Origin of the sequence: Candidatus Nanosynbacter lyticus (assembly GCF_000803625.1) — a bacterium.
Taxonomy (GTDB): domain Bacteria; phylum Patescibacteriota; class Saccharimonadia; order Saccharimonadales; family Saccharimonadaceae; genus Nanosynbacter; species Nanosynbacter lyticus.
Genome location: NZ_CP007496.1, coordinates 94093 through 106278, shown reverse-complemented (window position 1 = coordinate 106278; position 12186 = coordinate 94093). Strand labels below are relative to the sequence as shown.

Annotated in this window: 15 protein-coding genes, 2 tRNA genes and 2 other RNA genes; 8 read left to right on the top strand and 11 right to left on the bottom strand. The window is 40.8% G+C overall.

Going from position 1 to position 12186, the window contains the following annotated elements; genetic code table 11:
• Positions 1-120: 120 nt before the first annotated feature.
• Positions 121-520, bottom strand: a transfer-messenger RNA (tmRNA) gene (ssrA, locus tag TM7x_RS03965).
• 66 nt (positions 521-586) lie between these two features.
• Here ssrA and TM7x_RS00560 point away from each other — a divergent pair.
• The 4 genes from TM7x_RS00560 to rplT are packed head-to-tail and all read left to right on the top strand — an operon-like array spanning position 587 to position 3236.
• Positions 587-2110, top strand: coding sequence for a YifB family Mg chelatase-like AAA ATPase (locus TM7x_RS00560; protein ID WP_039326862.1), 1524 nt, complete (start codon positions 587-589; stop codon positions 2108-2110).
• 57 nt (positions 2111-2167) lie between these two features.
• Entirely contained in the window at positions 2168-2698 is a 531-nt protein-coding gene (gene infC, locus TM7x_RS00555) for a translation initiation factor IF-3 (RefSeq protein ID WP_082001319.1), read from the top strand.
• Positions 2698-2892, top strand: a complete 195-nt coding sequence (gene rpmI, locus TM7x_RS00550; RefSeq protein WP_010164349.1) for a 50S ribosomal protein L35 — start codon at positions 2698-2700, stop codon at positions 2890-2892. Before infC ends, rpmI begins: the two co-directional genes overlap by 1 nt.
• Positions 2893-2894: 2 nt before the next feature.
• A complete protein-coding gene (rplT, locus tag TM7x_RS00545; protein ID WP_138074055.1) occupies positions 2895-3236 on the top strand; it encodes a 50S ribosomal protein L20 in 342 nt (113 codons plus the stop codon).
• A gap of 51 nt (positions 3237-3287) precedes the next feature.
• Here rplT and rnpB read toward each other — a convergent pair.
• Both rnpB and TM7x_RS00540 read right to left on the bottom strand, forming a co-directional pair.
• An RNA gene (gene rnpB, locus TM7x_RS03950) (RNase P RNA component class A) lies at positions 3288-3627 on the bottom strand.
• A gap of 176 nt (positions 3628-3803) precedes the next feature.
• Positions 3804-4403 (bottom strand): site-2 protease family protein, encoded by a 600-nt coding sequence (locus TM7x_RS00540; protein ID WP_230478851.1) that lies wholly within the window; start codon positions 4401-4403, stop codon positions 3804-3806.
• A gap of 143 nt (positions 4404-4546) precedes the next feature.
• Between TM7x_RS00540 and rpmB the strand changes: the two genes are divergently transcribed.
• A complete protein-coding gene (gene rpmB, locus TM7x_RS00535) occupies positions 4547-4753 on the top strand; it encodes a 50S ribosomal protein L28 (protein ID WP_039327955.1) in 207 nt (68 codons plus the stop codon).
• A 74-nt stretch (positions 4754-4827) separates the two neighbouring features.
• Here rpmB and TM7x_RS00530 read toward each other — a convergent pair whose 3' ends face one another.
• From TM7x_RS00530 to thrS, 5 genes are read right to left on the bottom strand one after another with little or no spacing between them, the layout of a single operon-like run.
• Complete coding sequence (locus tag TM7x_RS00530) at positions 4828-5466, bottom strand: MBL fold metallo-hydrolase (protein ID WP_039326847.1); 639 nt, start codon at positions 5464-5466, stop codon at positions 4828-4830.
• Between the two features lie 2 nt (positions 5467-5468).
• Positions 5469-6056, bottom strand: a complete 588-nt coding sequence (locus TM7x_RS00525; protein WP_039326846.1) for a hypothetical protein — start codon at positions 6054-6056, stop codon at positions 5469-5471.
• A 24-nt stretch (positions 6057-6080) separates the two neighbouring features.
• Positions 6081-6971, bottom strand: coding sequence for a tRNA (adenosine(37)-N6)-dimethylallyltransferase MiaA (gene miaA / locus TM7x_RS00520; RefSeq protein WP_039326844.1), 891 nt, complete (start codon positions 6969-6971; stop codon positions 6081-6083).
• On the bottom strand, positions 6953-7276 hold the full coding sequence (locus TM7x_RS00515) for an MGMT family protein (protein WP_039326841.1): 324 nt from the start codon (positions 7274-7276) through the stop codon (positions 6953-6955). The genes miaA and TM7x_RS00515 overlap by 19 nt, the downstream gene beginning before the upstream one ends.
• Before the next feature lie 9 nt (positions 7277-7285).
• Positions 7286-9097, bottom strand: a complete 1812-nt coding sequence (gene thrS, locus TM7x_RS00510) for a threonine--tRNA ligase (RefSeq protein WP_039326839.1) — start codon at positions 9095-9097, stop codon at positions 7286-7288.
• 60 nt (positions 9098-9157) lie between these two features.
• Here thrS and TM7x_RS00505 point away from each other — a divergent pair.
• From TM7x_RS00505 to TM7x_RS04220, 3 genes are all read left to right on the top strand, one after another.
• Positions 9158-9234 (top strand) — tRNA-Val (locus TM7x_RS00505).
• A gap of 96 nt (positions 9235-9330) precedes the next feature.
• Positions 9331-9474, top strand: coding sequence for a hypothetical protein (locus TM7x_RS04115; RefSeq protein ID WP_158386486.1), 144 nt, complete (start codon positions 9331-9333; stop codon positions 9472-9474).
• A gap of 109 nt (positions 9475-9583) precedes the next feature.
• Complete coding sequence (locus tag TM7x_RS04220; protein WP_420887224.1) at positions 9584-10066, top strand: NrdR family transcriptional regulator; 483 nt, start codon at positions 9584-9586, stop codon at positions 10064-10066.
• Here TM7x_RS04220 and TM7x_RS00500 read toward each other — a convergent pair.
• From TM7x_RS00500 to TM7x_RS00490, 3 genes are all read right to left on the bottom strand, one after another.
• Complete coding sequence (locus TM7x_RS00500; protein WP_039326837.1) at positions 9990-11672, bottom strand: glycosyltransferase family 2 protein; 1683 nt, start codon at positions 11670-11672, stop codon at positions 9990-9992. The two genes, TM7x_RS04220 and TM7x_RS00500, sit on opposite strands and share 77 nt — an antisense overlap.
• A gap of 4 nt (positions 11673-11676) precedes the next feature.
• A complete protein-coding gene (locus TM7x_RS03960) occupies positions 11677-12054 on the bottom strand; it encodes a hypothetical protein (protein WP_082001318.1) in 378 nt (125 codons plus the stop codon).
• 4 nt (positions 12055-12058) lie between these two features.
• Positions 12059-12134, bottom strand: a tRNA-Thr gene (locus TM7x_RS00490).
• Positions 12135-12186: the final 52 nt, after the last annotated feature.

The window sequence follows — 12186 nt, the reverse complement described above, 5'->3', positions numbered from 1 at the left end:
AAAAGAACTTGTAAAACTCCACTTTTTAAAAACAACCACTACTCGCAGGTGGTTGTTTTTTTACAGCCTACATTACTTACCAAATAAAAAAACCGGCCTCTCGGCCGAATCAAATATACATGGTGGAGCTGCCGGGTACTGCCCCCGGGTCCAACTGGTATCATGATACTCGTCTACGAACATAGGCTCATTTAAAAATTTTATAACGTCACTTAGCTAAAAAATGAGTCAAAAAAACTAAGTTTCGTTACGCGGAGAAAGTCCCGTATGTCCGCCACTTCCGAACATACAGCAAGCAACATATATATGACACCCTACAACATTGACTGTTGCCACGATGCTAGGATGATCGCTAAAAACTAAGCAGCGATTGGCGCAAAAGCCATCTTAGGAGCGAAAGCGCTCGCTACAAATGACTTTGCTTTTGCAACAAAGTTTGCAACTACAGCATACGTTACGTGTATCGTCGGTTCGCAGAATATCTTGATAAAGTCCAATTGTCGAAAGCTATATCAGCCCCGCACATCAATAATGATTATACCACTGCCTCATTTAAAAATCTATACACTTATGTTTTAATAGACTTATGGTAAGCAGAGTTGTCTCGGCCACACCCTATGGTTTCACTGGAAAGATTATTGAGGTTGAAGGCGACATGTCAAAGGGGCTACCTAGCCTACAAATCGTAGGTATGGGCAACAAGGCTATTGATGAATCTCGAGATAGAGTACGCAGTGCAATAAAAAATTCATCCCTAGATTTTCCAAAGGGCAAATTAATTGTTAATTTAGCTCCAGCGGAACTGCCAAAAGACGGATCACAGTTTGATCTGCCAATAGCACTAGCCATCTTGTGCATAGGAGGTATGCTAACTCAAAACGACATAGAAGGTGCAATTTTTGCAGGTGAACTAGCCTTAGATGGCAGCCTACGACCAATACGATCAGCAATTGTCACAGCTGAGGTTGCTAAAAACCACAAAATTAAATCAGTATTCGTGCCAGCCCAGAATGCAGAACAAGCATCTCTAGTTCCCGGTGTTAAAATATTCCCAGTAGACAATCTCAAATCTCTCTTCCTACACTTAAAAAAGGAGAAGTTCATTAAATCAATAAATAGAACTAAAAATAAAATAGAAACTAACACGCCAGAAGACAAGACGACAATTGACGACATCTATGGACAGGAACAGGCTAAAAGAGCCATTCAGATTGCCGTAGCTGGAAGACATAACATTTTGCTATCTGGCCCTCCGGGATCAGGAAAAACTATGCTAGCAAAATCTCTAAAAAACCTATTACCCCCACTATCAAAAACTGAAATCGTTGAAGTTACCAAACTACACAACCTGGGCAATACTAACACTATCAGTAGTACCATTAGAGAGCGCCCATTCAGATCACCTCACCACACCGCTAGTAGAGCTTCCATCATCGGCGGCGGATCAAGGATACAACCTGGAGAAATCAGTCTGGCGCATCGAGGTGTTCTATTCCTAGATGAGCTATTAGAATATCCCAGAAATATCTTAGAGTCGCTACGCCAACCCCTAGAAGACCACGAGATCACAGTGAGTCGTGCTAACGGTAAGTTCAACTTTCCTGCCAATTTTTTATTGATTGCCACTATGAATCCCTGCCCATGTGGGTTTCTTGGTGACTCAGACAAAACCTGCATCTGCTCACAAAATCAAATCCTTAACTATCAAAAAAAGTTATCAGGACCGCTACTTGATCGCATAGACTTAACCGTATCAGTTTCAAGAGTTCCCCACGAAAAGCTACTCAGTAATAGTTCGTTGATAAAATCACAACATTCATTATTTTTATCTGAAATTTCTCAAGCTCGTGCCATTCAGAAAACTAGGTATGGATGTAGCTATAAATACAACAACGACCTTTCAAGTAGCGATGTTGACAAAATTACATCTATTTCAGCCTCTACGAAAGCCTTCTTGATTAACGCAGCTAGGCGACTAGACTTAAGCACGCGCAGCTATTTTAAAGTAATTAAAGTTGCCCGCACAATAGCCGACCTAGAAAATTCAACCTCGATAGAAGTTTCACATATCGCCGAAAGTCTGCAGTATAGACAAATTAACATTAACTAATTACATCCTTGAAAATAATAAACATCTCTGTTACAATAGCAACTGAGTTAATCTAAAATTGCTTCAAAAGGAGAGCCAGAGATTAATAAGTCAATCCGTATCAACGGAGCAATCCGTGCAAAGGAACTGCGGATAATTGGTCCTGACGGTGAACAGCTGGGAATCATGTCGCTTCAAGAAGCCTTGAAAAAGGCCGAGGACATGAATCTTGATTTAGTTGAAATATCGCCAGGAGCCAAACCGCCAGTTGCAAAAATCATTGACTGGGGCAAATATCAGTACCAGAAGATGAAAGATCAGCAAAAAAACCGACGGCAAGCAAAGTCTGGGGACTTAAAGCAAATGCGCTTTGGTCTAAAGATAGGAGCTGGAGATCTTGAGGTAAAGCTGAAAAAAATCCGTAAATTCTTGGAAAACGGACACAAAGTTCGTATACAAGTAGTTTACAAGGGTCGCGAAATGGCCCACAAAGAAATTGGCTACGAATTGATTGACAAAGTAATGGATCAACTTAGTGACGATGCAATATTAGAGCAAAAGCCTCAGATGGCTGGTCGCAATCTGAGCGTAGTAATAAGGAGTAAGTAATGCCAAAGCTAAAGACCCATAAAGGCACTGCGAAGAGAATTAAGCTGACCAGTACCGGCAAATTGACACGCCAGCGCGCATTTGGCGGTCACTTTTTGGCTAAGAAGTCAAAAAGCCGTAAGCGTGCAATAAATACAACAGCAACCGTAACTGGTTCGATGGCTAAGAATGCTCGTCGAGCAATGGGAGTATAATTATGCGAGTAAAACGAGGAGTTACCGCACGCGCCAAACATAAGAAGATTTTAAAAGCAGCCGCAGGGATGCAGCATAACCGCACGCGCAGTTTTCGTTTAGCAAAACAAGGGGTTATTCGTGCCCTACAATACGCTTATCGTGATCGCCGCAATAAAAAACGCGATTTGCGTGGACTATGGATTACCCGCATTAACGCAGCCGCTCGCCAGGAAGGCACAACTTATGGTAAGCTAATAGCTTCTATGAAATCCAAAAATATTGAGATTGATAGAAAGATTCTGGCTGAATTAGCAGTTAGCGAGCCAAAAGCTTTTGCCGAGATAGTAAAAGCTAGCCTATAATATAACCTCCTAGTCATAATGGAAAACACCCTGTGTCATATCAGGGTGTTTTCTTATAGCCTGTCTATAAGCCGGGTTCTGTCTAGGGTAATCATCTATCTAGTTTGCTTGTTGCCAAACAAATCAAGCGGTTATCGGCCTACGAGTGGACTCCTCTTTGCATGCAGACCTCCTTGCAGTCGGCAGGGTTTACCTCCCATCTACGTCACCGTAGACGACTGTGAGCTTTTACCTCACTCGTTTCACCTTTTCCTCTATATAAATAGAGGTAGTTTCGTTTCTGTGGCACTTTCCCTAGGGTCTCCCCCGGTCGCCGTTAGCGACTGCCGTCGTCCTTCACTGCCCGGACTTTCCTCTTAAGATTAACTCAAGCGACTACCCAACAGGCTACCTATCCATTATACCATTAAAAACCCCAAGCTTTTCCGTGAGCGCTCGATATTCCCCGCGTAGATGCAAGGTGGGTGCCCGCAAAGTATTACCACAGTAATAAATCATTAGAGCTCCCTATCATATGATGTTAGGAAAATCATACGCGCCCACGGAAAAACCTAGGGTCTACTAATATTATACACCAAAAATCATCATAAATATATGCAATATAGCTCGAGTACAGCCAAACATTACCTGACCCACCGCGCCAGAAAACAGTAAAACAAGAACTAGCACCAAAAGAGCACCCTGCTGCTCAATTTTTTGCATAATAACCCTAATCCCCTCTGGCGCTACAGCATACAAAATTCTCGATCCATCTAGCGGTGGGATTGGTAGCATATTAAAAATAAAAAATCCTAAATTTACAGATACAGCAGTGGAGATAACCATCCCATATATAGTTGGCTGTATCACTCCCCCGGAAGTAATAATGCCACAAATCACCCCCAAACCAAATACAATAAAAGCAATTAGTAGATTAGTAATTGGACCAGAAAGAGCCACCAGCGCAGCCCCCCACTCACCAAAGCGTACTCTATTTGGATTAAATGGAACCGGCTTAGCACCACCAAAAATTGGCCCGTGCAACAGCACCATCATTAGCGGCAGCAATAAGGTCATAAAAGGGTCAATGTGTCTTATTGGATTTAATGTTAACCTGCCCTCCTGTCTGGCTGTATCATCACCCAAAGCATAACCCATAAATGCATGCATAGCCTCATGGATGGTCATAGATAGCAGTATAACGACTATAACTATTATTATCTCCAAAACCATAGGTGTTATTATATCACCAACCGGCCGTCTTGACTAATTGCACAAATGTCGCTACAATAATAAAGATTGTTATCAATAATAAAGTAAAGAGAGTGGAAATGGCATCACGATGTGATTTAACAGGCAAAGGCAAGCAGTATGGCAATAATGTCAGCTTCTCCTTGCGCCGCACCAAGCGTGTCTTCAAGCCAAATCTTCAAAAGAAAACTTTTGTTGTTGATGGTCAGAAAATCACCATGACCTTAAGCACACAAGCGATTCGTACTTTGAAGAAAAAAGGCATCTTAAGTACGCATGGCAAGTAAATATCTATTTACGAACTTCTAAAATTAAAATTACCCCAGCTAAATACTGGGGTGATTTTAATTTATTGTAAAGACTAGCTTCTAGATATTTTTACAATAGTTAAGCTGCCAGGCAAATCGGCAGACTTCTTTAATTTCCACTTCTGCTCAGCCTCAATTACCGGAGCCCCCAAGGTCTTCAGGAACTCATCCAAGTCAGCTTGCGGAACCTCATAATTTAAATTTGAATCCCTATAATGTACTGGAATAACCACCTTAGCGTCAAGCTGGCGAACCACCTTAGTTGCACCTACGGCATCCAGTGTATAGCCACCACCTCCTACGGGTAATATTGCAAAATCTACAACGCCAATATTCTCTAGCTGATCGTCAGAAAGTCCATCCTCCACATTACCGACAACCACACCCTTAACTTCGCCGACTGTAATTCTGTAAATTGTAGTTTTTCTTACATCACTACCAGCATCAATATGCCTACGCGCAAGGATACCTAATATAGATATATCCCCAACCTCATATTCACCGGGTCCATTAAAAAGCAACTTTGGCGATGATTCCACATTGGAGAGCCTATCTTCAGTGACCACCTCTATATCGTTATTAACGGCCACATTTTTACCGCCAGCAATCTCTAAATTTGGATCAAAGACAACACGAAGCTTTCTTGTATTGATGACAACAGCGTTGGCGCCCTTATATTCTATCTCAAACATCCCTACTCCTTTCTCATTATACCTTCTGTATCTAACAATACTGAATGTTTGTTCCTAATCATATCCATTATAAACCTATCCTTGACACTCATCCTATAATAAAAGTCATCATACGTCATTATGGCATAATTTATTTCACTCTTCTTAGCCTTCTCAATTCTTTTTATCAAGTTCTTTATTGCTAACGCAGACATGTTATCGCCAACCAGGAGCAAATCAACAGAGGCTATAGAGCCAATATCCAGCTTTCCAGCAGTTATAGCTATTTTTAAGCCTCGTATTCTCTTTATTGAATCTTCCCATGAAGCACTTGCCGGCTTTTTATCATCATTATTTTTATCAGAGAAAATCACCATAAGAGGCTTCACATAAGGATAATCCTCATTCACACTGTAATATAACTTATTATCTATAGCATCCTGCTTCACAATGCCCACAGAAACCATATTCGCCAATTCACGACGAACAGAATTTATTTGCTCATCAATCATTCTAGTAATTTCTCTTACGTAGAACGATTTTTCCAGATTATTAAGAAATAAATACAGTAGTTTTACTCTTGTTTTTGAACCAAATAATGAATCAATCATTGCACTATAATTGTAACATATTTTTTACTTGTCATCTAATAATCGTGACAAATAGTGTTCGCATGAATCTATATCTCCCCACTCAATAAACGGATTGCGCCTAAACCATGTTAGCTGACGCCTCACAAGACCTATGTCCCTTTTTATAAACTCTTGAACCGCTTGCGACTGATCCATACTTCCATCTACTACCTTTTTAATAATCGGATAAACGTTACCAGTCATTGCTTCGTTAGTCCAGCCATACTGACATCCCAATATTATTGTTTCTTTGACAACACCATCATTGAACATTTTTTTTGCTCTATCTGTAATCCGTTGCGTTAGTAGATCTTTTTTTGTTGTAATTCCAACAATAATAGCGTTTCCTAACGGAGCAGACTGTCTAGACACCTTCTGTCCGGCCAATTCAATTGACCTAATCAGATATCTTTTATTCTTATTATTTTCTGGCAAAGAGATGTCCTGTTTAATGCAATAATCCTGGAGTTGCGCTACAGTCATTTTCTGCAGCTTATTACGCCTGTCTTTGTCGTAATCATTACCAAATTCAAAGTCAAAAACAACTGCATCAACATACAAACCGGTACCACCCACAAGAAAAGGTATATTGCCTCTGCTCCTAATTTCTTCAATTTTACGATTAGTATAATCTTTAAACTGTGCAGCGCTGAAAGAAGCTCCTGGATCCACCAAATCAATACCCCAGTGAGGCACAGTCCGTTGTTCGCGAAGCGAAGGCTTTGCAGTACCGATGTCCATACCTCTATAGACAGTTCTGCTGTCGGCACAGATTATTTCACCACCATACTTCCTGGCTAAACTTACCGCTAGAGATGTTTTCCCGCTACCAGTTGGACCAACGATTACAATTAACGGCAACTTAGACCTACTACCTATAAATTCTGATGCCATCTTCGCTCCTTAAAATTAACCACCCTATAACGATCATCACACAGAATACCGTCCTGCTCCAGCATCAACCTTTGTGTGCACTGCCCTCCAGGAAAACCAACAGCCAAACCGCCTCTTGAATTAACAAGCCTATGCCACGGCAAGTTACTCGGTCCGCCATGAGCAATCTCTCCAACCTGTCTGGCTGCATAAGGATGTCCAGCCATAGCTGCTATATCTCCATAAGTAGTCACATTATCGGACGGCAATAGAGCCATCAGTACATATACTCTATCCCGGAGATTATCAACTTTTATATTTTCCAAAAACTCTCCTTATAAAGATTTTAAATATCCAGAGAGGTTCTCTAGAGGAATTTTTTCCTCGCGAGCCTGAGTTCGAATACTAACCTCGCTCGCCTCTACATCCTTTGGCCCTACTATAAGCTGAACTGGTATCTTCATAGATGTCGCCTCTCTAATCTTTTTACCCAAAGATTCGTTTCTTATATCTGATGTAAATCTTACATCATTATACTTAACGGGCTTAGTTAGGGTAGTTTCCGACAAAATAGTTGTTATTTTATCAACATAGCCTAATACAGAATCATTAATGGTCAAAATACGCACCTGCTCTGGAGCCGCCCAGAATGGAAACCAACCACCTGTATGCTCAATAAACACGCTCAAAAATCGCTCAATCGAACCTAGTAAAGCACAGTGGATCATAACAGGTGTTGTAGAATTTCCATTAATGTCTACATACTCCAACCCGAACCTCTGAGGTTGTACGAAATCTAACTGCACAGTTGCCACCTGATGTTCACGACCAATTGCATCAGTCGCCATAAAGTCAATTTTTGGACCATAAAAGGCTGCTTCACCATCCTGCTCAAAGTAGTCTAGACCCACTCTCTCAACAGCTGACTTTAATTGACCTTGCGCAGAGTTCCATAGGTCAATATTACCTAAGTATGAATCAGAATCGTCACGATAGCTCAGACGAACTCTTAGCTTCATGTCGATTGACTCATACAGCTCACGAGCCGCCGACAACAAGTTATTAATCTCCTCCTCAATCTGGTCTGGCCGACAGAATACGTGACTGTCGTCTTGTGTCAATGAACGAACACGATTTAATCCACCTAGCTCTCCAGTCTTTTCATCACGATAATCAGTTGTCGTCTCCAGGTATCTTACTGGCATATCTCGATAACTTCGTGGACGTGAGGCAAAAATCTGTGTATGGTGCGGGCAATTCATAGGCTTGAGGGCCATTTCATCACTAGTCTCCTGACTCTTTACAAGAAACAACTCTTCACCAAACTTTGCCCAGTGACCCGACTTTTCATACAAATCTTTTTTTGTGATATGGGGCGTCCACACCTTCTCAAAACCGAATTTCTGCCGCAACTGATTCGAATATTGAGACACCACCTCACGCAAAATAGTTCCTCTAGGTGTAAATAGTGGCAAACCAACACCCACTAGTGGCGAGGTCGTGTATAAATCAAGGTCCCTGCCTAGCTTTCGATGATCGCGCTGCTTTGCGATCTCTATCTTTTCCAAATATTTATCTAGCTCTTCCTGGGTGGCAAATGCCACGCCGTATATACGCTGCATTTGCAGGTTATTTTCATTACCACGCCAATATGCGCCAGCAACCTTAGTCAGCTTAAACGCACCGACCTTACCCGTACTATCAACATGTCCACCCCTGCACAAATCAACATAGTCACCTTGCGAATACAAAGATACGGTCTTTACCTTACTAGGAGCTTCATTTACAGAGCCTATATACTTGACAGATAATTCACTAGCAACGGTAGTACCAGACCGCTTAAGGTCGTTTAATAGCTCAATCTTAAAGTTCTGCTGATTTTCCTTAGCCCAATCAATAGCCTCATCTATTGCCACATCACGTCTCTCAAACGGGTAATTAGCAGATACTATTTTTCGCATCTCTTTTTCTATCTTTGGCAGACTATCTTCAGAAATTGTCGCACCATCAAGATATATATCATAATAGAAACCATTATCAATAGCTGGGCCTACACCAAATTTTGCCTGAGGCCATAAACGCTGAACGGCCTGAGCCATAATATGCGCCAAACTGTGTCTCATAGATTTTAATTCATCTTCACTCATATCAATATTATAGCACGCTCCTTGCGAACAGATATCTGTTGTGATAGTATTATTACATCTGGGCGATTAGCTCATTTGGCTAGAGCGCTTCATTGACGTTGAAGAGGTGAGAGGTTCGAATCCTCTATTGCCCACCAGATACGACAAAAACATACCCTTTATTAATAAAGGGTATTTTAATTTTATCGATGTAAGCATTGACATTATAGAGCAAATATGTTAATATCCATAGTATGAGTAAACATAGCTCACCGCAATTAGACACAAAAATCAAACAATCATGCTCCCTGTTGAGCAAAGCGCAACTTCATTATGAATACAACAGGAAGATTAACGAGGAGAGATCTGCGCTGTCTGCTGATCCGCACAATCGTTAGACCTCTACTTAATACACAGTAGCGCTGAAAGCCCCTGTAGATGGGGCTTTTTATTTTACACAGTACTTTTCCACTAGATTTTTTTATAGTTATATGACAATATATTGATATGATATGTTTAAAATGTTTTCACGACAAAACCCGCATAGTTAACTCTCGTCAAAATAAAAAATATCCGACAACATGGAGAAGACATGTGTGCACACGATGCGGGCACTCTTTTACAACCTACGAGAAGCCGGTAATTCACCTTCCAGTCCTATCGAAAGAAAACAATATTAATAACTTCTCTATAGGCAAGCTAATCATCAGTATTGCACGAAGTTTTAATCATGATAAAAAAGCAGCTGATTTTTACAGCTACGATTTAGCAAATACCGTACAAGATAAGCTACTATTTCTACAAAACAAACATACAATATCAACACAAGATATAGCAAAGATTACCCACTCTACTCTACAGAATTTTGATCAAATAGCAGCCCTACAGTACGCTGCCCAGCACAATCTAATCACTAGTCAGCGGAAGAGACGCGGTCGCCCCTCTTTTTATTACCCCGAGAACGACCCTGGTCATTCATCTCAACAGTAGTTTTTTCCGTTACATCAAATTTATCAAGATACTTACCAAATAAAAGATGCGTCTGAGCATTGTACGAAGCCATTGAACTGTATACAATAGCGATTACCGGCATCAAAGCCCACTGCATAACCATAAGTATATTCCTACGCTTCTTATATCTTTCTGGGCGTGGAGGCAGAAGCTTAAATGATACAAAAATTAACACCAGTATACCAACCATTGCCACCTGCTGTATCAGACTTACTGTATCGGGCAATTGATGAGCAGCAACACTACGAGCAGCCTCGCCGTTTAATACAAGCGGCGCCCATCCACCAAACGCAACGATTAGCGCAATGCAGGCCTGTGTAACATGTCCATCTAATAATCTTATAAACCTCGCCAAGCTCGGCAAAAACCTTACCTTCCTATCCTTATTGAATACATTATTACCGACATACGCCACATCTGAAGCGCCATAACTCCAACGACGTAATTGAATAAACTGAGCGCGTAACGTTTTTACATAGCCACTAGACAATACCGCATCCTGATAGATTGGAACGAACATTGGCACGACCTCATAATTGCCGTTGAAATAAAAATAGCTACGCCAATATTGATGTCCGTCTTCGACAATTGTACGGGTACTCCAGAAGTTCATCTCCACAAGCGCACTCATAGGTTGCGCATGAGATGCAAAATTGCGCAAAGAGTAAGGCCTCATAGAACTAATAATATTCCAGAATGAATTACCCGTCGCCACCACTCTCATCGGCGCAGGTACGTCCCATATATTATTAGTAAACAAGCATATTGGCTGGAACGATAAATGCTTCCTGTCTTCATGTGTGATATATTCATACGTTAAATAGTCAAAGTAGTGCTTGTGCGGCTTATTATCGCAGTCCATTGTTGTAACTATTACATCAGAAAAGGCTATTCCTTCATGTTGTAAATACTGCTGCAGCCATTTACCAGCATAGGTAATATTCCCTCCCTTACCAACAACTTCATTTGGTAGGTCTTTTGGATGCTTTACTATATGGAAAGAGTGAAAATTCTTACCGTACTTTTCCTTTAAAATATGGGCTGTCTTATCAATTTCAGCGCCACCACGTTCTTCATAGGCAAAAACAACAATCAAACGCGTCTTGTCGTAGGTCGTCTCTAAGACTGACTTTAGTGCAGGCTCTATCACCTCAATACTTTCATTGTATGCCGGCATTATGAGGGCGTTGTAAATATTACCGGGCTTTGGGAAATGCCCTTCCTCTGCAGCTGACATAAACCTCAGATTCTCTAAGTGTTGTTTATAAAGCAACGCCCCAGAGGGGATATCTCTCAACCTAGAATACGATTCTTTTGGACTCTCTAAGTCCATTAAACGCCTGCTCCAATCAACCCTAGATGCTCTTTCCATGTTTCTGTGACCACTAACCACCCTATAGCTAATGGCAATCGTCTTCACAAAAGCTACTAAAATAATAGTCAGAAGATATATTGACGCCAGAATAGGATTAACTATCGATAGAATAATGAGGAGAATGATAGCTCCGTAGCTTAACAATCCCGGTAATATTTCAAAAAATCGATATTTTTTTGTTCGTTTGCCAAGTGGAATTTCAATATCCATACATTTATCCTAATGATGCAATTTTAATAATTGAATATGCCAATGCAGTCAAAACAATCAAGATTCCCAAAGTCAACCACAGAAAAAATACAGCCATACTGCGCTTTTCTAACGAAACCAACTTAATGCTTAATATAGAATGTCCAAATACAATCATAAAAGCTAGAGCAATATATCCGAACAAACTGTACCAATGGTTTCTATAAAAGTTTGCAACTCCATACGCAGTGTAGCGAGTGATAACCTGCGCTTCGCTATGCTTAATAGATGTTATCAAGAATATGGAGATAGCAATAAAAACTATGATATTAACAATCAAAAGGATAGATATTCCACGATCGCTTAAAACGGTTTTTATCGATTTATTGATAGTATCTTTCATAAAATGGAGCCGTTGACTGGGCTTGAACCAGCGACCTGCTCGTTACGAATGAGCTGCTCTACCAGCTGAGCTACAACGGCAAACTCCTTAAGAAATTATAACAAAAATAGAGGGTTTTTCAAACCAAAAAGA

Coding starts and splice junctions, on each gene's coding strand:
- TM7x_RS04115 (WP_158386486.1), top strand. CDS start 9,331: ATGAGTAAACATAGCTCACCGCAATTAGACACAAAAATCAAACAATCA.
- TM7x_RS00525 (WP_039326846.1), bottom strand. CDS start 6,056: ATGATTGATTCATTATTTGGTTCAAAAACAAGAGTAAAACTACTGTAT.
- rplT (WP_138074055.1), top strand. CDS start 2,895: ATGCGAGTAAAACGAGGAGTTACCGCACGCGCCAAACATAAGAAGATT.
- rpmB (WP_039327955.1), top strand. CDS start 4,547: ATGGCATCACGATGTGATTTAACAGGCAAAGGCAAGCAGTATGGCAAT.
- TM7x_RS04220 (WP_420887224.1), top strand. CDS start 9,584: ATGATATGTTTAAAATGTTTTCACGACAAAACCCGCATAGTTAACTCT.
- rpmI (WP_010164349.1), top strand. CDS start 2,698: ATGCCAAAGCTAAAGACCCATAAAGGCACTGCGAAGAGAATTAAGCTG.
- TM7x_RS00540 (WP_230478851.1), bottom strand. CDS start 4,403: ATGACCATCCATGAGGCTATGCATGCATTTATGGGTTATGCTTTGGGT.
- miaA (WP_039326844.1), bottom strand. CDS start 6,971: ATGGCATCAGAATTTATAGGTAGTAGGTCTAAGTTGCCGTTAATTGTA.
- TM7x_RS03960 (WP_082001318.1), bottom strand. CDS start 12,054: ATGAAAGATACTATCAATAAATCGATAAAAACCGTTTTAAGCGATCGT.
- thrS (WP_039326839.1), bottom strand. CDS start 9,097: ATGAGTGAAGATGAATTAAAATCTATGAGACACAGTTTGGCGCATATT.
- TM7x_RS00560 (WP_039326862.1), top strand. CDS start 587: ATGGTAAGCAGAGTTGTCTCGGCCACACCCTATGGTTTCACTGGAAAG.
- TM7x_RS00530 (WP_039326847.1), bottom strand. CDS start 5,466: ATGTTTGAGATAGAATATAAGGGCGCCAACGCTGTTGTCATCAATACA.
- TM7x_RS00500 (WP_039326837.1), bottom strand. CDS start 11,672: ATGGATATTGAAATTCCACTTGGCAAACGAACAAAAAAATATCGATTT.